General features: G+C 37.8%; 15 protein-coding genes, 3 tRNA genes, 4 other RNA genes and 1 pseudogene. 17 read left to right on the top strand and 6 right to left on the bottom strand.

Going from position 1 to position 19,525, the window contains the following annotated elements; all coding sequences use genetic code 11:
• Nucleotides 1–303: 303 nt before the first annotated feature.
• Genes BIV60_RS16845 through BIV60_RS16835 form a run of 3 tightly spaced genes read left to right on the top strand, consistent with a single transcriptional unit; the run spans nt 304 to nt 3,033 of the window.
• Nucleotides 304–1,179, top strand: a complete 876-nt coding sequence (locus BIV60_RS16845) for an efflux RND transporter periplasmic adaptor subunit (protein WP_071356867.1) — start codon at nt 304–306, stop codon at nt 1,177–1,179.
• Nucleotides 1,179–1,868 carry an ABC transporter ATP-binding protein gene (locus BIV60_RS16840; protein ID WP_071356866.1) on the top strand — a complete coding sequence of 230 codons (690 nt, stop codon included), beginning with the start codon at nt 1,179–1,181 and terminating at the stop codon, nt 1,866–1,868. Before BIV60_RS16845 ends, BIV60_RS16840 begins: the two co-directional genes overlap by 1 nt.
• The gene (locus tag BIV60_RS16835) at nt 1,861–3,033 is read left to right on the top strand and encodes an ABC transporter permease (protein WP_071356865.1); all 1,173 of its coding nucleotides are present in this window, start codon (nt 1,861–1,863) and stop codon (nt 3,031–3,033) included. The genes BIV60_RS16840 and BIV60_RS16835 overlap by 8 nt, the downstream gene beginning before the upstream one ends.
• Nucleotides 3,034–3,309: 276 nt before the next feature.
• Here BIV60_RS16835 and BIV60_RS16830 read toward each other — a convergent pair whose 3' ends face one another.
• Nucleotides 3,310–3,822 (bottom strand): GNAT family N-acetyltransferase, encoded by a 513-nt coding sequence (locus BIV60_RS16830; protein ID WP_071356864.1) that lies wholly within the window; start codon nt 3,820–3,822, stop codon nt 3,310–3,312.
• A gap of 137 nt (nt 3,823–3,959) precedes the next feature.
• On the opposite strand from BIV60_RS16830, the gene BIV60_RS16825 reads away from it, so the two are divergent.
• Complete coding sequence (locus BIV60_RS16825; RefSeq protein WP_071356863.1) at nt 3,960–4,889, top strand: LysR family transcriptional regulator; 930 nt, start codon at nt 3,960–3,962, stop codon at nt 4,887–4,889.
• A gap of 426 nt (nt 4,890–5,315) precedes the next feature.
• Nucleotides 5,316–6,053 (top strand): DUF2161 domain-containing phosphodiesterase, encoded by a 738-nt coding sequence (locus BIV60_RS16820; RefSeq protein ID WP_071356862.1) that lies wholly within the window; start codon nt 5,316–5,318, stop codon nt 6,051–6,053.
• A gap of 23 nt (nt 6,054–6,076) precedes the next feature.
• Here the strand turns inward: BIV60_RS16820 and BIV60_RS16815 are convergent, their stop codons facing one another.
• Nucleotides 6,077–7,495: an FMN-binding glutamate synthase family protein gene (locus BIV60_RS16815; RefSeq protein ID WP_071356861.1), complete on the bottom strand. Its 1,419-nt coding sequence runs from the start codon at nt 7,493–7,495 to the stop codon at nt 6,077–6,079.
• Nucleotides 7,496–7,540: 45 nt separating this feature from the next.
• The gene (locus tag BIV60_RS16810; RefSeq protein WP_071356860.1) at nt 7,541–8,953 is read right to left on the bottom strand and encodes an FMN-binding glutamate synthase family protein; all 1,413 of its coding nucleotides are present in this window, start codon (nt 8,951–8,953) and stop codon (nt 7,541–7,543) included.
• Nucleotides 8,954–9,193: 240 nt separating this feature from the next.
• On the opposite strand from BIV60_RS16810, the gene BIV60_RS16805 reads away from it, so the two are divergent.
• Nucleotides 9,194–9,685 (top strand): hypothetical protein, encoded by a 492-nt coding sequence (locus BIV60_RS16805; protein ID WP_071356859.1) that lies wholly within the window; start codon nt 9,194–9,196, stop codon nt 9,683–9,685.
• Between the two features lie 112 nt (nt 9,686–9,797).
• Here the strand turns inward: BIV60_RS16805 and BIV60_RS29185 are convergent.
• Nucleotides 9,798–10,061: pseudogene (locus BIV60_RS29185) on the bottom strand (ABC transporter permease); the annotation flags it as partial.
• A gap of 180 nt (nt 10,062–10,241) precedes the next feature.
• Here BIV60_RS29185 and BIV60_RS16795 point away from each other — a divergent pair.
• From BIV60_RS16795 to ffs (BIV60_RS16775), 5 genes are all read left to right on the top strand, one after another.
• Nucleotides 10,242–11,012, top strand: a complete 771-nt coding sequence (locus tag BIV60_RS16795) for a cyclase family protein (protein ID WP_071356857.1) — start codon at nt 10,242–10,244, stop codon at nt 11,010–11,012.
• A 714-nt stretch (nt 11,013–11,726) separates the two neighbouring features.
• A tRNA-Ser gene (locus BIV60_RS16790) sits at nt 11,727–11,817 on the top strand.
• 9 nt (nt 11,818–11,826) lie between these two features.
• Nucleotides 11,827–12,189, top strand: a transfer-messenger RNA (tmRNA) gene (gene ssrA, locus BIV60_RS16785).
• Between the two features lie 29 nt (nt 12,190–12,218).
• Nucleotides 12,219–12,290: transfer RNA gene (locus tag BIV60_RS16780), tRNA-Asn, on the top strand.
• An RNA gene (gene ffs / locus BIV60_RS16775) (signal recognition particle sRNA small type) lies at nt 12,291–12,375 on the top strand.
• Between the two features lie 156 nt (nt 12,376–12,531).
• Here the strand turns inward: ffs (BIV60_RS16775) and BIV60_RS16770 are convergent.
• Together BIV60_RS16770 and rnpB are read right to left on the bottom strand one after the other, a co-directional pair.
• Nucleotides 12,532–14,019, bottom strand: a complete 1,488-nt coding sequence (locus tag BIV60_RS16770) for a hypothetical protein (protein ID WP_071356856.1) — start codon at nt 14,017–14,019, stop codon at nt 12,532–12,534.
• A gap of 324 nt (nt 14,020–14,343) precedes the next feature.
• An RNA gene (rnpB, locus tag BIV60_RS16765) (RNase P RNA component class B) lies at nt 14,344–14,726 on the bottom strand.
• 310 nt (nt 14,727–15,036) lie between these two features.
• Here rnpB and BIV60_RS16760 point away from each other — a divergent pair.
• The 6 genes from BIV60_RS16760 to BIV60_RS16730 all read left to right on the top strand — a co-directional run bounded on the left by BIV60_RS16760 (nt 15,037) and on the right by BIV60_RS16730 (nt 19,356).
• A tRNA-Asn gene (locus BIV60_RS16760) sits at nt 15,037–15,108 on the top strand.
• An RNA gene (gene ffs, locus BIV60_RS16755) (signal recognition particle sRNA small type) lies at nt 15,108–15,192 on the top strand. The genes BIV60_RS16760 and ffs (BIV60_RS16755) overlap by 1 nt, the downstream gene beginning before the upstream one ends.
• Before the next feature lie 145 nt (nt 15,193–15,337).
• A complete protein-coding gene (locus BIV60_RS16750; protein ID WP_071356855.1) occupies nt 15,338–16,360 on the top strand; it encodes a DUF3231 family protein in 1,023 nt (340 codons plus the stop codon).
• Nucleotides 16,361–16,485: 125 nt separating this feature from the next.
• Entirely contained in the window at nt 16,486–17,052 is a 567-nt protein-coding gene (locus BIV60_RS16745) for a TetR/AcrR family transcriptional regulator (RefSeq protein ID WP_177177324.1), read from the top strand.
• A 12-nt stretch (nt 17,053–17,064) separates the two neighbouring features.
• Complete coding sequence (locus tag BIV60_RS16740) at nt 17,065–17,724, top strand: DUF2306 domain-containing protein (RefSeq protein WP_071356853.1); 660 nt, start codon at nt 17,065–17,067, stop codon at nt 17,722–17,724.
• A 618-nt stretch (nt 17,725–18,342) separates the two neighbouring features.
• Entirely contained in the window at nt 18,343–19,356 is a 1,014-nt protein-coding gene (locus BIV60_RS16730) for a DUF3231 family protein (RefSeq protein WP_071356851.1), read from the top strand.
• The last annotated feature ends 169 nt before the right edge of the window (nt 19,357–19,525 follow it).

The following is a 19,525-nucleotide window of genomic DNA, read 5'->3' as shown; positions in this document are numbered from 1 at the left end:
TTGTTATCCTGTGTTTAGGAACAATCTTATGGACGATTTATACGGAATTAAAAGAACCTGTTTTAAATGGAAAAATGATCTTTACAATCACTCTAATCGGGGTGATTTCATTCCTATTCGTAATCGTAACCTTATCAAATATAGGATGGTAGCAGCGAATTTTGGTGCCTGACACCGTTTGTAGTTCAAACAAACGGTGTCAGGCACTTTTTTTAAAATTTTCCGTGGATTTTTTTGTCAGTTCATATTGAGTTCATATTGGGGCCTTATATTGAGGTTACATCAAACATGGAGGTTAGGTAAATGAATACAAAACAAAAGAAGAAGGGCAAGAAGAGGATTGTGATTTGGAGTATGATCTTTGCTGCAGTAATTGCACTGATTTCAATAGTGGCTTTTTGGCCAAGAGGAAACAATGATTTTCAAGAAGAGAAAGCACAAACAGGGGATATTACAACCTATTATAGTTTTTCAGGTGTAGTGGAGGCAAAAAGCAGACAGAACCTATCCAGCCAAAAGGAAATGCATATTGACAAAATTTTTGTTAAAGAAGGGGATCAGGTCAAAAAAGGCGACGTGTTATTGAAAAATGGAGTGGGAGAACAAATAAAGGCTGAAATCGATGGTGAAATTTCAAGAGTATATGTAAAAAACAACACACATGTGCTGCCAGGGACTCAACTAATCGATATTGTGAATTTTGCCGATTTACAAACAACTGTCAAGGTAGATGAATACGACCTGAAGAATTTAAAGGTTGGCAATAAAGTAGATGTAACCATCCAAGCGCTGGGAAAAGAAATGAAGGGGACTATTTCAAGAATTTCAAAAGAAGCAACAAACGAAAACGGTGTTTCCTATTTTACCGCAACAATTGACCTTTACAATGATAATACAATCCGAGTCGGGATGAGTGCTGAAGCAAAAATATTAAGGCAAAGAGCGCTCGGCGTCACGACCCTCTCCATGGACGCAATCCTGTTTGATTCTAAAAATAAGCCATATATTCTACTTCCAACGGAAAATGGAATGCCAATCAAAAAATATATCCACATCGGCATGAATGATGGAACGACCGTTGAGATTAAAGACGGTATTGACGCTGGAGATGTTGTGATGGTTTCCTCTAAAGAACAAGGCAATTCTGATGCAGCCATGATGCATGGAGGGAATCAATAATGAGTGAGCAAATTCTCAAAATGACTCGGATCACAAAAACGTACTTCATGGGGGAAGAAGAACAGATTGTTTTAAATAATATCAGTCTAGCCATTTATAAAGGAGACTTTGTTGCAATTCTGGGGCCATCTGGTTCAGGGAAATCAACGCTGATGAATATTATTGGCTGCTTGGATTCGTCAACAAGCGGTGAATATATTTTATCGAATCAAAAGGTTGATGAGCTGGAAGAATCAGAGCTTGCCTCAATTCGCAACAAGGAAGTTGGCTTTGTGTTTCAGCAGTTCCAGCTTCTCCCAAGGCTTACTGCCATTCAAAATGTAGAGCTGCCGCTTGTGTATGCCGGCGTGGCAGAGAAGGAACGGAAGCAAAGAGCACGCAATATGCTCAAAAGGGTTGGACTCAGTGAAAAACTTCAAAATCGTCCGAATCAGCTTTCAGGCGGTCAGCAGCAGAGGGTCGCCATCGCAAGGGCAATGGTAACAGAACCAACCATTTTGCTGGCAGATGAGCCAACGGGGGCACTGGATCAAAAAACAGGCCATCGAATTATCGAGCTTTTTCACGAGCTGCACGAAGAAGGAAAAACCATTGTGATGATTACACATGATATTGAAATCGCAAAGCATGCAAGCAGGATTGTAAACATATTAGATGGAGACCTTAGGGAGGTGGACGTACATGCTTAAAGAGAATATCAAAATGGCCTGGATGAATCTCCTCCATCATAAAATGCGTTCCTTCCTGACGATGTTGGGAATTGTGATTGGTGTAGCTTCGATTATCGCTTTGATTACCATTGTGAAGGGTGCAATGAATGGAATGACAAGTGAATTTTCTTCCTTCGGGGCAGATAAAATAACCGTTCAGGCAATCGGGACACCGCTTAAGCAAGGATTATTAGATAGTGATATCCAAAAGGTATCCGCCATTAAGAACGTTGCCGGAGTTTCTCCTACACTTACTGGAAAAACAACGGTTGTTTATAACGGAACTGAAAAAAAGGATGTAATAGTCCAAGGCAAAAACGATGTGTATTTTTCAAAGACAAAGAACCTCATTGCAACAGGAAGAGGTCTGAATCATCTTGATATTAATAATAAAAATAATGTGTGCCTGATTGGGTCGACGATTGCGAATGATTTATTTTGGGGAGAAGATCCCATTGGTAAAAAGATTCAAATTGCCGGTGCAACCTACACTGTGATAGGTACATTAAAAAAGTCGAATAGTTTTTCCACCTCCTCCGCAAACGACGCGGTAATCATTCCATATACTACCTCCATGAGTCTTCTTGGAACAGGTTACATTTCGAGTGTGGATGTGTATATGGGTGATTCCAAACAATCAGAAAAAACAACCAGTGATGTAAAATCCATACTAAATCAGGCTTTTAACTACAAAGACGAAGGTTTCACGGTCATGAATATGCAGGAGATGATTTCATCGTTCAACAAAATAACGACAATGCTATCGCTCATGCTTGGGGGGATCGCATCCATTTCTTTGATTGTTGGCGGAATTGGGATTATGAACATGATGCTTGTTTCTGTAACGGAAAGAACAACGGAAATAGGGTTAAGAAAGGCTCTTGGGGCAGAGCCGAAACGAATTCAGCAGCAGTTCCTATTAGAGGCAGTATTTTTATCACTCATTGGTGGAACTATTGGATTCTTGCTTGGCACGTTTATCGCTTTTGTTGTATGTTTGTTAATCGGAGCAAGCTTCGCACTTTCTCTATCAACTGTTTTATTAGCTTTGGGTTTCTCCGCAGTAATAGGTATAATATTTGGTATTGCACCAGCGAAGAAAGCATCAGGGCTGAATCCTATTGATGCGCTGAGGAGTATTTAAAAGAAGGTAAGGCAAATTGGACCACCTAAAGAAGCATAACAATCCCGTTAGCTTCCTAGGTGGTTTTTAGAGATTTTGAAAATTAGAGAAAATGGAGTGGGGGAACAGAATATGGATTAAATTTGTCCCTTCAGTCTAAAACCCATCTCCCACAATTCCTCAAAATAAAGCTCATCAAATTTTTTCTCAAGAGTTCCATAGAAATAGGCGATTGGTTTTTTAACACTATTATCTTCAGTATTAACCTAATTTTTAATTATCGCAGTGAATATTTTCTTATTCTTCTGCAGGATTTTTAGGTCCGTTAAGTTCTAATTGATAAAAAGCTAAGTCAAGCCATCTATTGAATTTAAAACCTGCCTTTCTTATTGTACCTGAATGAACAAAGCCAAAGTTTTTATGCATGGCAATGCTTTTTTCATTTGCTGCATCAATTCCAGCAATTAAGGTCATATACTCTCTTTCCTTGGCGATTGCTATTAATTCTTTCATTAAAGAAGTCGCAATTCCTTTTTTTCTGTATTCCTTATCTACATAAATTGAATGTTCAATTGAATATTTATAAGCTGGCCAGGCTCTAAAAGGACCGAATGTTGCAAACCCAACCACTTTATTATCTTGCTCACATACTATTATCGGATAACCTTCATCCATCTTTTGTTCGTACCAAATTTGTCTGCTTTCAAGCGTATGGGGTTTATAGGCGTATACAGCAGTAGTATTGAGAATAGCATCATTATAGATATCTAAAATGTCCACTAAATCATTTTGAGTTGCTTCCCTAATCATTTTTTTGTTCCTTTCATATTAAATTTGTTTATCTCCATTTATTTTAGAACTCTTCATACAAAACGTAAAATTGAACTTTTTAACCGTTTGCTATAGGATAAAGTTATAGCAAAATCAGATAAGGTAAGGGTGAGGACATGACGCCCCAACAATTTCGATACATAGTGGAGATTGCCAAGCATAATTCTATTAGTCAAGCTGCTTCTGCACTTTTCGTAACACAGCCGAGTATTAGTAAAGCGGTGCGTGAACTCGAGACAGAGTTAGGAATTACTATTCTAGATAGAACAAATAAAGGCGTTGTCTTCACAAAAGAAGGTACAGAGTTATTATTTTACGCAAAAAAGCTTTTAGAACAAATGGAGTCTATTGTACATCATTTTAACAAAGAGAAAACAATAAACTTAACAAAGTTTTCTATATCATCTCAACATTATGGTTTCGCTATTGAGGCTGTTGCAAATTTAATGAATTATTTTGCCGAGCGGAAATATGAGCTGACGATTCGAGAGGGTAAGACGACCGATGTGATTGATGACGTGCATACAAGCAGAAGTATACTTGGAATCTTATCTCTGACCGATTTAAACAAGCATTTTTTTGAGCGTTATTTCACCTCAAAGTTACTAACATTTACTCCCCTTGCTTCATTGAAACAGCAAGTCTTTCTACGAAAAGAACACCCTCTGGCTCATCACGAAAGCATTACCTTGGAGCAGTTGAGGGATTTTCCTTATCTGACCTACCAGCAGGACGATATGTTGCTACATTTTGCGGAAGAAGCACTGAATATAGATAATATCGGGAAACTAGTCTATCTGAAGGATAGAGGGGCAATGAATAATCTCCTGTCAAATACAGATAGCTACAATCTGGGAACAGGCTGTATCGTGAATAATTACATGAACCCCAATATTATCTCTATTCCATTGGAAGAAGGCAATCTGATTCAAGTGGGCTTGGTGAAACGAAACGATGTGTTTTTGCCAGCAGAGGTTCTAGTATATATTGATTTTTTAAAATTAGCTTTGGCAAAATCTATGCCTAATGATATGAATATTAAGTAAGTGTACAGGTCATGCTGCATCTAGAGTATAAACCAATTTATTTGAAGATTTTCTTATAGGTATTAATTGATTACGAAGTAAAAGATAATCAACTTATTGTCAAAGTAGGCACTCTATTCGGACGAATTGGTTTTATTTTTTATAAACTTGGCTATGTTAAAGGTTAATGTTGATTTTTAACACTGTTGATTGGAGCGGAAGGCGCGAAGACTCCTGTGGGAGTACGGGGCAGGGGAGGCTCCCCGGACCGCCCACGAACCGCTCGCGCCTGAAGCGGAAATCAACAACCAAATTTAACAGGGCCATAAACTTAATAACTTTTATTGACAAAATAGTAGGAACGAGACCCAGTTCATTATAATAGAAAATTTAAAGGCTAAAATGTGATATAATATTTTTCACGATGATAGAATTGGTGATTACCTAATGAATGAAGCAAAGAAAATACAAGAAAAAGATTTATATCCACCTGTTCAGAGATATTTTTCACGAGATGGATTTGATGTCTACGGTGAAGTCAAAGATTGTGATATGGTCGCGGTTAAAGGAGAGGAGCTGGCGATTATTGAGTTAAAACTCACGTTAAGTGTTGATTTACTCATTCAGGCAGCAAAGCGCCAGCGCATAACGGATCAGGTTTACGTAGCAATCCCCAAACCAAAGTACCGCTTAAATTCTAAGCGGTGGGCGGATAAATGCCATTTTATCCGTAGATTGGAATTGGGCCTTATGGTTGTCTCTCCCTCAGGAAAAGGCTTAAAAGCTGAGCTCATTTTTCACCCGTCACCATTTCATTCTAAGAAAAGCATGGGGAAAAGCAAGGGGAAGAGAGCTGCCATTTTAAAAGAAATTGACGGTCGAAGTGCCGATTTTAATATTGGAGGCAGCAATCGGACCAAAATTATGACGGCCTATAAAGAAAATTGTATCCAAATTGCCTGCTACCTGCGAGAACTTGGTCCCTTATCACCAAAGGCGCTTCTTCAAATGGGGACGGGAGATAAAACCTCATCCATCCTAACTAAAAACTATTACGGATGGTTTGACCGAATTAAAAGAGGAACCTATTGCCTCAGTGATCAAGGATTAACAGAACTAGCTCAATATCCAGATCTGATCGATTACTATTTAAAAAATAAGATAAAAAACGATGAGAGTACCTGAATAGGCCATTGTCATTTGCCAAATTAGATCTCATCTTTTTGTTTGTCTTCCCATGGTTCAAAGGAAAACGGAATTCCAACCATTTTTGCGGTCAATTCATCATAAGAAACTAAATCCTTTCTTGACAACTCTTTTAACGAACGTTTCCCCATAGATCTTAAGGCCATTTTCATTTCTTCTATACTTGCTGTTAAGAATTTTTCCGCTGTTTTTTCTCCGTCTTCGGTTTTAAATTGATCTTTGAACTTGCCGTCATACCACATAGCTTGTGTTGGCGGTTCAAATGGAAGGGCATTCAATACTTGATCATGTGCAAGAGCAAACAACATGGCAGAGCCTACATATACAGCGTCGGCTCCGAGTGCAAGCACCTTTAAAAAATGTCCGGGGACTAAAAGGCCTCCTGAAACGATTAAACTAATTTTTCCCTTCATGTTTCTTTTTTCTAGATGATTCACAGCTCTCACTACAGCATGCAATGTCGGGATTCCAAAGTCATCAAATAATATCGGCGGTGCACCCTTCATTGCGGCTTGTCCTCCGTCAATCGTAATAAAATCAACCCCCATAAAGATTAAATGATCAAGATCTTCCTCAATTTTTCCACCTGCTCCAATTTTGACACCTATAGGTACTCCTCCAGATAGTACCCGAAGCTCCTCCACAATTAGTTTTAAATCTACTAATGTTTGATCTTCCCAAAAGTTTTCATAAATGACTGCTTCCTCATTTTCCTCAAGTCCCATTACTTCACGGGCACGACCTGTTAAGCTTTCTGGCGGGATTTTTTCGCCCATTCCCGCTGTTGCACCCTGACCTAATTTTATTTCAATCATGTCAGCACGGCTAAATAAGTGGTCTTCCTTTGCCCAATCTGTTTTCGAAAATTGTAAAATATACTTTCCAGCTGCGTCTAATTCTTCGGGTAAGATTCCACCCTGACCTGAATTAATCGCCGTTCCTGTCTTTTTAGCTGCTTTTGCCAAAGAAAGCCTAGCTTGTTCATGAAGCGAAATCCCAAAGCCCATTCCACTGATCATGAGTGGGATTTTTATTTCCATAGGTTTTTTTGCCCTTGGCCCAATGGTAACCGTAACATCTACATCTTCCTCACCATCAACTGGAAATGGTGAAGTTTGGGCAGGGATAAAGCAAATGGGATCCAAATGCGGCCATTTTTTAGAAGAGCCGCCAAGCGGGCGATAAAGGACAGTCCCTGTTTCTGCCCGTAAACTATTTTCCAGCATATTTTGAATCCCCATATGGCGAAGACCAGGAATTAATTCCATAATATTTTCTTGATAACTGTCAGACAAAATGATTTTTCCGGACTTTTTCACGACTAGTTTCATTATCCAGCGCCAGCCGACGAGCATGAATAGAACCACGACAAATAATAGGGACGTCAGTGCAAAAGTTAAATAAACCAATAGGTTCGCCATAGTCACTTCTCCAAAGTACATAAAAAATTGATCGTATCATTAAAATTAATTCTCCATTTGATTTGCTTCCCATTGTTCAAAGGAAAACGGAATTCCAACCATTTTGGCAGTCAATTCATCATAGGAGACTAAATCCTTTCTTGACAACTCTTTTAATGAGCGTTTACCCATTGCTCTTAAGGCCATCTTTATTTCTTCTATACTCGCTGTTAAGAATTTCTCAGCCGATTTTACCCCAACCTCAATTTTAAATTGATCCTTGTATTTCCCTTGATTCCAAACAGCTTGTGTAGGCGGTTCAAACGGAAGGGCATTCAATGATTGAGGATGTGAGACGCTAAATAACATAGCGGACCCTACATATACTGCATCGGCTCCAAGGGCAAGTGCTTTTAAAAAATGCCCGGGTACTAGAAGTCCGCCAGAGACAATTAAACTAATTTTACCCTTCATGTTTCTCTTTTCTAGATGATTTACAGCCCTGACAATCGCATGCAGAGTTGGGATTCCAACATCGTCTGATAAAATAGGGGGGGCACCAAGGGTTGCTGCTTGTCCGCCATCAACTGCAATATAATCAACACCTATGTAGATTAAATGATCAATATCTTCTTCAATTTTCCCGCCAGCCCCCATTTTCGAGCCAATGGGAACACCACCGGTTATACTTCGAAGCTCATCAACGAGCTCTTTCAAATCATCCAGGGTTTGATTTTCAACAAAATTATCATAAATCACGGCATCTTCGTTTTCCTTTAACCCCATCAGTTCACGGGCACGGCCAGTTAAATTTTTAGGAGAAATTTTCCCGCCTGTTCCGAGTAATGCGCCTTGCCCCAACTTAACTTCGATCATATCGGCCCGCATAATTAACTCTTCTTCCTTTGACCAGTCGGTTTTAGAGAACTGTAAAATATATTTTCCGCCTATATTGATTTCCTCAGGTAAGACTGCTCCTTCACCAGAATTAATGGCGGTTCCTACATTATTCGCCGCTTGTGCTAATGAGATTCTCACTTCCTCACTGAGTGCAATCCCATAGGCCATGCCGCTGATCATTAATGGGATTTTTATTTTCATCGGTTTTTTTGCTTGTGGCCCAATGGTTACTTCCACATTAACATCTGCTTCACCGTCAATCGGAAAAGGTGATGTTTGGGCAGGTATGAAGGTAATCGAATCTAAATGTGGCCATTTTTTTGATGAGCCAAGAGGGCGGTGGAGAACATCGCCTGTTTCTGCACGCAAACTATTTTCCAGCATATTTTGAATGCCCATATGCCGGAGGCCGGGCATCAGCTCCATTAGATTTTCTTGATAACTGTCTGTTAAAATAATTTTTCCCATATGTTTTACCATTAGTTTCATGAACCAACGCCATCCAAGAAGCATGAATATAAAAATGATAAAAATAAATGCTACCATTCCAAAAGTCAAGTAATAAAAAAGGTTCACCATCGTTTTTTTCTCCATATTCAGCATTTTTTCAATAAGAAAGTCTACCAGTCTTATTATGCCCAAAAACAGGGAAATCATATAAATATAAAGGGAATGCTTTAAAAAATAGATGAAATTATTGATCGTTCGCCAAAAGGTCGATGTATAAATTTGTGTATACTCAGATGGGTTAGGAGATATTCTATATTTATGTATAAGGTGGAATATTTGCCAAGTGCTACCAATGTTAGGAGGAGCTTAATGGTTAAGCATAAAACAAAAATTGCATTTTCTTTGGCCATATTAATTTTTCCTTGGCTAACCGTACCTTTTATGGGGAAAAGAAATTTTATCAGGTTTTTACCTGTAGCGAGTTTTACGAATTTATTTTTAAGTGTATTTAGTCTATTCTGTTATAGGAAAAAATGGTGGATCACGAATAATCCTTTATCTCCTGGTCCTATTGATTTCACCTATATACTGGGTCCATATTTTGTAGCAACACTTTGGATCTTTAAAATAACCTTTGGGAATTTCCCCAAGTATTTACTTACAAATATCTTATTGGATATTATTAACGCTTTTCCTTTGCCTTATATCGGCAAAAAATTGGGTATTGTCAAGTTTAAGAAGATGAAACACTCTACTTGGTATTTTATTTGTGTATTTTTGTCCATTATTATCTATGGCTTTCAATTCGTTGTGGAAAAAACAATTAAGAAAGCAAATCACCATGATGAGATTATGAATTAAGGTCAATATGATTTGTTTGTTCAATAAAAAACACCCGTAAAAAGACTACCTAAAGGAGGTAGTCTTTTTATGCAGTAGAATAGAGGAGGGATGTGAATGATTTAATTGTAATTCAAGCTTTAAAACTATCCTGCCATTTCAGCAGCCGATTTTCAAAGAAGCGGACAATAGAGTCCGATATTTTACCTGCAAGGGCAAAAATAATAATTCCTACAAAAAACGTGTCAGTCTGCATAAAGGAACGAGCATCTTGTATCATGAAGCCCACACCACGATCTGCACCTAACAATTCAGCAACAACTAAGCACATCCAAGCTGCGCTTAGCCTTAAGCACATCCAAGCTGCGCTTAAGGCTAAGCGGATCCCCAGTAAAATAAATCAACCTTAAATTATATATGAAGTAATACGCAATTTAAATAAGAAAAATGGAATAGAAAAAGTCAATTACTAGTAAATTTTAAAAAGAAGCTATTTCATTTGCTATTAACACCTATTATAAATCTATCGAACTTTCTTTAGATTTTAATCAAAAATAAAAGGGGGGAACTATACGAATTGAATCGATCAAATCTTCGTATTATTGATTTAAGTGTACCATTAGACAATCTTGCAAAAGAGCCTTTTCCTCCAGAAATTCTCTACGGAACACATGAGGAAGGAGCGCAACAAGCCGCTCAAGTTTTGGGTCTAAAACCTACTGATTTTCCTGACAATGCAGCATGGGCTGTCGAAACGGTTACTTTAACTACTCATACCGGTACCCACGTGGATGCACCTTGGCACTATGCTGCAACTACCGCGGGTCGTCCTTCCAGAACCATCGATGAACTTCCTCTTGAATGGTTCTACGGCAATGGAGTCCTTTTTGATTTTAGTGATAAGCCGTCAGGGTATGAGATCGGTGTAGAAGACTTTAAAAAACAATTAGAAGACATGGACTATCGATTGCAGCCATACGATATTATTTTGGTCCGAACAGATGCGGATAAAAAATATTATCAAGAAAACTATGCTGCGGTCCATGCAGGTGTGTCGGCGGAAGCGACAAGATGGCTGATTCAAAAAGGGGTTAAGGTAATGGGTACGGACGGATGGGGATGGGATATCCCTCTATATAAACAAGCAGAGGATTATAAAAAGAACCCGCGAGAAGGTGTCCTTTGGGCTGCCCATTATGTTGGAAAAGAAGCAGAGTATTGTCAAATTGAAAAACTGGCAAATCTAGAATTACTTCCAAAGCGATTTGGTTTTAAAGTCGCTGTCTTTCCTGTAAAGATCAAAGGTGCCAGTGCCGGCTGGGCAAGACCGGTTGCAATTTTTGAGTAAGGATAATTCTTTAGGACTTAGTTGAAATGGTTCTTGTTTAGGGTTGTTATACAATTGAGTTTGAAAACCTAGGTGGAGGGTATTTTGGACAGATTTGATGAAGGATACCTGATTTTCAAGAGCATAAATGACAACCGGAAGGTAAATGGCTGAAAGTGGTGGGTAAAAAGGAAAAACCGGATGGTAAACTCCTCAAAAAAGTGGGTAAAGAGCCAAAACTGGTGGGAAATCGGAATAAGGGGCTGATCTGGAGTGGATAATTCACTAAAATTGGAAATTACTTTCTTAAAAATGATATTTTCGATGAAGGATACCTGATTTTCAATAACTTTAATGACAACCGGAAGGTAAATGGACGAAAGTGGTGGGTAAAAAGGAAAAACTGGATGGTAAACTCCCCAAAATGGTGGGTAAAGAGCCAAAACCGGGGGGTAATCGGAATAAGGGGTTGATTTGGCTTTGAAACGAGTCCGAACTCAGACAATTGTGATTCTTTGCGTAAATAGCCTAAGTTTCCATCATTAACTTATTGTAGTCTCTTTCCTTATACACGGATACATTCATTAATATTGCATCAAATTTAAGTAACCATAAAGTCCTTTGTAGTGATCAGGACTTTTGAACTACCAAAATTTACAGCTGGCTTCCAATTTGGATGGGTGATATAGTGTTCTTGTAAGTTCTTAACGGAACTTCCTTAACAGGTATTTTTACAGAGAAGTACTCAAGAGGCTGAAGAGGCGCCCCTGCTAAGGGTGTAGGTCGGGTAACCGGCGCGAGGGTTCAAATCCCTTCTTCTCTGCCATTATATTATGGGAATGTTTTGGTATCGACAGGGATCTTTTGAGCTTATATTGCGAGTCGAGGGCATCGGCCTCGTTAAAACGATAAAGCCTATAACTGGCAAACAAAACAATAACCTCGCTTTCGCTGCTTAATAACAGACGATAGCGGTTCCTCCCCCCATCGTCCATGTGGCAGGGCAAGGGACTCATTCAAAGTGGACTACGCCGAAATCCACCGTCTGAGGATGAAGGAAGAGTTTAACCAGACTAGCTGCTTCCATGCCTGTCAGTAGGCTAAAGAAGTGAGCGATACCTAATTTTACTGACTACACTCGTAGATGTATAAGTGTCAAGATCTTTGCACACGGGTTCAACTCCCGTCATTTCCACTAAAAATTATAAAAACCTTAAATATGTTTTTTTCGCAGTGGCTCAATGGTAGACCGATCAGCTGTTAGCCGATTGGTCGTAGGTTCGAATCCTACCTGCGAAAGTCATAGTCCAACAAGGACACTGTGAAAGGGTCAGGGCGGGAACGCAGCAGCCATAAATAGTGAAATTGTGTGGGCTATTACATAGACAGAAAGTGAAAGACGCTAAACTCTATCCATTTTGAGTTTAGCGTCTTTTCTTTTGTTCAAACAAAACAAAGTTAGAAAGAGTACAATCATATTAAGATGGGCAAAATCAATTCATTGCTCTTTTTTTATGCTAATTTCATGCTGTCAACAATACTAATTCTTATTTGATATATTGTCTTCTTTGGTTGACGATAAAACGGTATGTTCTACCCACTTTTCTCTGTTCTTTCGTTCCACGAACCACTGATAAAAACTGCTAATCCCTAAATATAGAGATACCAAGATGCCACTGGCTCCCACAAACAAAGCAAGGTATTCAACTGGATTATAAGATAATACGTGGTGCCATTTAATTTTTCCGATAAAATCTGAGAGCACTAAACTCATTCCCATCATTTGCCCGATCACCGAATAGAGTGTCAAGACCAATAATAGTAGGCTGTCTTTTTTGGCATTTGCATTTTCTTGGTACTTAAACAAGCTATGAAGTGCTCCTTTTGCATCTTTATATAATAATTCAATGTTGAATATTTTTCTCAGATTGTAAAAAATTTCTCGGCCTTGTGACTGAGAGGCTAGCTCAGTAAAAAAATAATTAGATGTAAAGGAATTGATTGAATAAATCAATTTTTCCATTTTGCCTGTATCTTTTTCAATATTAAGATCAGCGTAGGCATGGGCGATTTTTAACAAAACAATCTTGTGAAAAAGATTTAACAATAATGCATAGTAATACACTCCATATAATTGACTAACAAGTTGGGGAACCCTGTTTGGTATCTCATTTGTTAAACAAATAAAACAGTGTTCTTCCATTGTAAAAAACGTATTGGGGGCCCAGCGCCGATAAGAGTGCAATTTTAAATATTCGCGGATATATGGAAGGTTATTGGCGCTAATATATGGTTCTCCTCCTATGGTCAAACCACATAGGCCTATGGAACGATACACATCAGCTGCATGGATGGTTTCGTTTTCTTGCAGCTTTACCAATGCATGCACGTACATTCTCTCGTCTTCAAAATAGGGAAAGGTTCCAAAATACGATTTCCTACTATTTTTTTTGTCAAAGAATTCCGTCAAGCCATTAAATAAATATTCAAATACAAAAAGATCTATCTTATTGAAAACATTTCCTTCACATTCAATTCGTGTATGTAGATCTCTTTCCGTTCTTGGTTCAAAGACACGAAAACGCGCAGCAAACTCTAAAGCTTGGGATAAGGACAGTCCTAAATGTTTCACTTCTGTTCGGATTGTTATGAAACCGAGCTCATAAGGACAGAGAGTAATGTCAATCGAATGGACATGAAAGGGAATCCTCACAATGTCGGTTATTAAATTACCCGTGATGTTTAGAGGTTTGGAGTACCTTTGGATCCCTTTTTGCTGTTCAGAAATCGGAAACAGAACCTTAGTGGTAAAGGGGAGATAAAAAGCTTCTAAATCACGGTGAGAAACGCGGAAATTTCCGTAATACACCGTTTCATCCTCAATATCATCTAATTGAAAATGTTTAAAATTTTTCCTCTCTAAAAAGGGAAATATGTTTTTTTCACTTCCTTCTTGAAATGAAAAAGGGAAAATAAATTGGAATATGGCCGTTTCAACTGTTTTTTCTATTACATCTATCCGCTGCATCTAATCTTTCCTCTCAACTGTTGAAAAAATCATTCTTACTATTAATTATTTGCTTCAGTATTTTCCTTCCGTAAATCCCTTTTTATACCAAATTATCAGATCTTTTTTGGAAGCTATTGGTATTCTGGAAAAGAAAATGATCAAAAAAAAGCCGGTGATTCAGCTTTTTGTGAAAAACTATTTTAATTTTTATTTTTAGAAAACCAAAAAGAGGTAGAAACAACATTACACGTTGTTCCTACCCCTTTTTTTATAATTATAACTGTTTAGAATGAAAGGAAACTAAATATAGTGCTTCTATAAACGATAAAATGCTCACGAAATGGCTGTAAGCCAGGTTTTGTATTTCCGTACTGCAAACGGCGGCAAGCCTAGTACTAGAAATTGTAGTCATCTATCTATCGACCAAAGATCGATTCATCCGTTAAGTTCATTTCCCGCAGGATGATGCCCCTACCTAAATTTGGGTTACTCGCTCGTGGGGTTTACCCGTTCCACCTTTTCTGTTTCCAGAAAAGCCTCGTCACTGTGGCACTTTCAGGTTATTCTCAGCATATCCAGTTGGACTTAGCATGATTTCACCGCCGTCAGTCGAACTTGTACGACTGCCCACTCTTGCGAATGGCACGAACACTACAGGCATCTCAGCACTGTGCGAGCCTGGACTTTCCTCAGCTCCGTAAAAGGAACCGCGACTACTCACCATTTCATGTTTATACCGTTGTTCAAAAGCGACAATTTCTACTATATCAGGATTTATAGAAAAAATCTTTAGGAGGTTCATTCCATTCTTTCCAACCATAGTAGTTGAACTAAAACTGAATTCACATTCCTTATTGAGAATGGAAACAACCTTTATTCGGTCATTAAAAATAAGATAACCATAAAGTGTATTTAAACAACCAGGACTTTTGAACTACCAAAATTTACAGCTAGCTTCCAATTTGGATGGGTGATATAGTGTTCTTGTAAGTACTTAACGGAACTTCCTTAACAGGTTTTTTACAATAAGTTTTTTCCGCAGTAGCTCAGTGGTAGAGCTATCGGCTGTTAACCGATCGGTCGTAGGTTCGAGTCCTACCTGCGGAGTTATAGTCCAACAACGACACTGGGAAAGGGTCAGGGCGGGAACGCAGCAGCCATAACCTGTGAAATTGTGTGGGCTATTACATAGAACATAAGCTAAAAACGCTAAACTCTAATTTTGAGTTTAGCGTTTTTTATTAGAACTTTAATCTGAATACTTTATCACCATTACCATAAAATAATCTCATAATAATGAATGAGACAAAACATAACAATATTGGAGGTATTTCTTTTGGGGATTTTTAGGGAAACAAAGAGAAACACCTTGACCTCTGCTGAAGTATCGGCTCTGTGGCTTCAATATATGGGAGATAGTATGGCATATTGTATTTACAAATATTTTCTTAAAATTGTTGAAGACCGTGATATTAAACGCATTTTAGAATTCTCTATACAGTTGTCTGATAGCCATATCGCAAAAATCACCAATTTTTTAAAAAGTGCAAATTTTCGAGTTCCAATTGGATTTACAGAGAATGATGTGAATCTTAATGCCCCGCGTTTATTTTCTGATAAATTTTTACTTTTTTACTCCAAAATTATGACTATGCATGGGATTACCGCCTATAGCTTAGCCATTACAAATACGGAAAGAGAAGACATCCAAAATTATTTTTTTGAGTGTCTGGGAACATCTAAAGACTTATACCAAAAAGTAGTGGAATTGGCAAAAACGCAACAAATTTATTCGAGCGTTCCATCCATTCCCTCCACATATGAAGTGGAGTTTACTCCTTCAACGGGGATAATTTCAAATTTAATTGGTGATAAGAGACCCCTCAACAGTTCCGAAATAAGTAACCTGTTCTTTAATTCAAAGAAAACTGGCTTTGTTAGGTCATTAAGCTTGGCTTTTAGTCAGGTGGCAAAGGAGGAAGATGTTCGGGATTTTATGGTGAAAAACGTTAGATTAGCGGGGAAGGACGCAGAAAGCTTTGATGCTATTTTACAAGCAGATCATTTACCGATACCAAAAAGATGGGATGCTGAGATTACGGATTCTACAGTAAGCCCGTTTTCAGACAAATTGATGATGTTTCAAGCATCTTTTCTAGTAAATGCCGCTCTCTCTTATTATGGTGCAGGAATTGGATCCAGCTTAAGATCGGATATGATTTTAAACTATACTAAAGTTTTTACCCATGCTATGGAGGCTGGTACCATCTGTTATAAAATTATGGTTAAACATAAATGGCTGGAAAAACAACCGGAAGCGGTTGACAGAAAATCCTTGGCAATGGGTTCAGAGAAATGAAAGGGAAAAAATGATTAATTATCTTAAATAATCCTTCACTGTTTTTCCTATGTTGTAACAAACTGATCTAAGAAACAACCAAGGACATGGGTACAAAAGATAGGCGAAAAAAAGAAATTGAGGATATGAAGCTTGTTATTATTGAGGCTGCGGTACAGTTGTTTTTAACAGAAGGATATGAAAATGTTTCAATGAGAAAAATAGCCCAGAAAATCGATTATTCCCCAACGGCCATTTACAAGTATTTTGCCAACAAGGAAGAGATTTTACTACAGTTATTAATGCATGGCTATGCAATCTTTCTAAATAGTCTAAAAAGTGGTGTAGCCAAAAGCGGGGCAAAGGAGGCGGATGAAAAGTTAAAGGCATCGCTCCATGCATATATCAACTTCGGGTTAAGCCATCCCGATTATTACCGTTTAATCTTTATCGAAAATCTCCATCAGCTGCAAAAAATGATGACACAGGAAGATGATCGCGTAAGAGGGTTTATACTTTTGACCGAGCTAGTTACGGAAGCGATGAATGCAGGAGGTTTAAAAAAGAATGATGTTCAGTTAGTTTCTCAGTCGTTATGGTCATCACTTCACGGCGTTACCTCAATACTGATTACATTTCCAGATTTTAGCTGGCATGATCAGGAAGAATTTGTTTCTTTTCAAGTGGATGCGATGATGAAGGGATTATCCTAAGGAGGATGGAAAATGGGAAAGCGAAAAATAAATTGGGTTGTTTGGGTTAGTTATCTAGTCATCCTAGTCTTTATGGGATATATCGTTGTTTTTTATGGTCTCCATGATCCGCGAAAAGCAGATATGGTTTCCGGAAAGTTCGGAAACCCGGGATTTACTTATCAAACATGGAAGCTCTTTTTCTATTTTCACATCGTTACAGGCTCGATTGCTTTAATCCTTGGACCTTTTCAGTTTTTAAAAATAAGCCGAAAAAAAATAAAAATGCATCGGACGATTGGAAAGATTTATGTTGCCTCGATTTTTCTCAGTGTTCCGGCTGGGGTATACCTGGCCTTTTATGCTACTGGCGGTATCGGCAGTACGATTGGCTTTATTTTCCTTGATATTACCTGGCTTGTAACAACATTTATTGGGCTGCAAAGGATTAGAGAAAGGAATTTACAAAGCCACCAGGAATGGATGATTCGTAGTTATGCGGTAACAGTAGTCTTTATCACATTCCGGCTTATCATGCCAATCTTTGTTTTTTTATTCCATCTTGGATATCCAATTGGTTTCCCGCTTGCTGTCTTCGTTTCGATGATCATTAATTTATCGCTAGCCGAAAGGTATTTGAAAAAAAATCGGAAGGGAACCATAAACAATGGTTCCTACTACTTAAAGGTATAAACAAATACTGAAAAAGTTTCTTCTTTACCTCCTTGGGATTCCAAAGCGAGTATCAATCCCAGGGGAAAATACCATTTTTTATAATTATCCTAAAAAAGTGAGCACAGTAAAATGCGCTCACTTTTTTGACAATGTGGAAAAAGAAGATATTAACAAACAACTCATCGCTTATGTTAAAGATGGTTTTCTAAATAAGGACTTATATCTTGAGTCCATCTTTTCAATTAAAAATACAGCTCTGATTACCAATGTTGATATGGCTGATAATAAGCGAATAAGTATAATCAAAATATATCCCCCCACATTGAAATTTAGTGTTAAAAATAACACTGTGATTATTTTTAATTTCTTAAACCAATTTTATTCATTGAAATGCTTTAAACATTAGTGTTGAAGCTATTCCAAAAAATTCTCTAATAAATTGCGAAAAGGCAATCATGAACGATTTTGTCGTGTACGGAGCCTTTGGAAAACATCATGGTTATTCATTGTTGGATGGAGGAGAATTCAAAAATTGACTTAAAATTTCTTCGGAAACATTTCCGTCTACATATTTTGATTCGTTTCGGGGATATTGGTACTAAAGAAGAATTGTTTTGATTATATGGAGGTTTATTTATGGAGAAAGGCAGTCAGGTGAGGCTTACGTCAGCAGAGATTACATCTCTTTGGGCAGCTTATATTAATGATAGTGCGATTGCCTGCAAGTTTAAATACTTTTTAAATAAAATGGAGGATGAAGAAATTAGGCCTATCATCCAACATGCTTTTGAATTGGCTCAGGGAAATCTTAAAACTCTAATAGAAATTTTTGAAAAAGAAAAGTACCCTGTTCCGTATGGATTTAATCTTAATGATGATGTGGATGTATCAGCTCCTAGATTATACTCAGATACATATGTTATGTGTTATCTCCATCAAGCAGCTCAAATTGCTCTTCAAGGTTACAGCATCAATCTCTCATTATCTGTAAGAGCAGATGTTTATAGCTATTTTAATGAATGTATTTCACAATTAACCAAATTTCTAAGAGAGATAAAGGAACTTTTACTATCAAAGGGAATATATATCAGATCACCATATATACCTATTCCAGATGATATTGATTTTGTTAAGAAACAAAGTTTCCTTAAAGGTTTTTTTGGTGAAAAAAGACCATTATCAGGCACAGAAATTACAAACCTCTTTACAAATTATCAAAGGAATGCTTTTGGAGTGACTACGCTGATTGGTTTTAGTCAAGTCGCTCAGTCTAAAGAGGTTGCAGAGTATTTAGTTAGGGGTAAGGAAATTGCAAAAAAACATTGTGATATATTTGGCTCTATTCTTAATGAAGATGACCTTCCGGCTCCGATGACATGGAATACAGAAATAACTGAATCTACTGCTTTTACCTTTTCAGATAAACTCATGATGTTTTATACAACCGCCCTAATTGCACTTGGTATAGGGTTTTATGGTACGAGTATGGCAATGAGCCCTAGGAAAGATTTAGGACTTCATTATGTCAGGCTTTCTGCTGAAATTGCAAAGTATGCAGAGGATGGAGCAAACATCATGATCAAAAATGGCTGGTTAGAACAGCCTCCAATGGCGCCTGATCGAGATGAATTAGCTAAAAAGAATAAGTAAAAAGCTATAGAAGAACTTTTAAATAGAAATTAGGCTGCCGAAAGTGTGATTTGGCAGCCTTTCCCTTTTAGCAAAGGCTATTTTCGCATAGATTGTTGTTTTTCGTATAACTTCAACAACCCGTATAACAAAATGCTTCGTGGCATCTTTTCGTAAGAACATTTGCGAA

The organism is Bacillus sp. MUM 116 (assembly GCF_001866655.1).
Lineage (GTDB): Bacteria > Bacillota > Bacilli > Bacillales > Cytobacillaceae > Neobacillus.
This window is presented reverse-complemented; position numbering and strand designations above follow the sequence as displayed.

What these genes read in the sequence shown, in the direction of transcription:
- BIV60_RS16815 (WP_071356861.1), bottom strand. Translation starts at nt 7,495, where the DNA reads ATGGCGAACCTATTGGTTTATTTAACTTTTGCACTGACGTCCCTATTA.
- BIV60_RS16845 (WP_071356867.1), top strand. Translation starts at nt 304, where the DNA reads ATGAATACAAAACAAAAGAAGAAGGGCAAGAAGAGGATTGTGATTTGG.
- BIV60_RS16745 (WP_177177324.1), top strand. Translation starts at nt 16,486, where the DNA reads ATGAAGCTTGTTATTATTGAGGCTGCGGTACAGTTGTTTTTAACAGAA.
- BIV60_RS16840 (WP_071356866.1), top strand. Translation starts at nt 1,179, where the DNA reads ATGAGTGAGCAAATTCTCAAAATGACTCGGATCACAAAAACGTACTTC.
- BIV60_RS16820 (WP_071356862.1), top strand. Translation starts at nt 5,316, where the DNA reads ATGAATGAAGCAAAGAAAATACAAGAAAAAGATTTATATCCACCTGTT.
- BIV60_RS16825 (WP_071356863.1), top strand. Translation starts at nt 3,960, where the DNA reads ATGACGCCCCAACAATTTCGATACATAGTGGAGATTGCCAAGCATAAT.
- BIV60_RS16805 (WP_071356859.1), top strand. Translation starts at nt 9,194, where the DNA reads ATGGTTAAGCATAAAACAAAAATTGCATTTTCTTTGGCCATATTAATT.
- BIV60_RS16810 (WP_071356860.1), bottom strand. Translation starts at nt 8,953, where the DNA reads ATGGTGAACCTTTTTTATTACTTGACTTTTGGAATGGTAGCATTTATT.
- BIV60_RS16830 (WP_071356864.1), bottom strand. Translation starts at nt 3,822, where the DNA reads ATGATTAGGGAAGCAACTCAAAATGATTTAGTGGACATTTTAGATATC.
- BIV60_RS16835 (WP_071356865.1), top strand. Translation starts at nt 1,861, where the DNA reads ATGCTTAAAGAGAATATCAAAATGGCCTGGATGAATCTCCTCCATCAT.
- BIV60_RS16730 (WP_071356851.1), top strand. Translation starts at nt 18,343, where the DNA reads ATGGAGAAAGGCAGTCAGGTGAGGCTTACGTCAGCAGAGATTACATCT.
- BIV60_RS16740 (WP_071356853.1), top strand. Translation starts at nt 17,065, where the DNA reads ATGGGAAAGCGAAAAATAAATTGGGTTGTTTGGGTTAGTTATCTAGTC.
- BIV60_RS16770 (WP_071356856.1), bottom strand. Translation starts at nt 14,019, where the DNA reads ATGCAGCGGATAGATGTAATAGAAAAAACAGTTGAAACGGCCATATTC.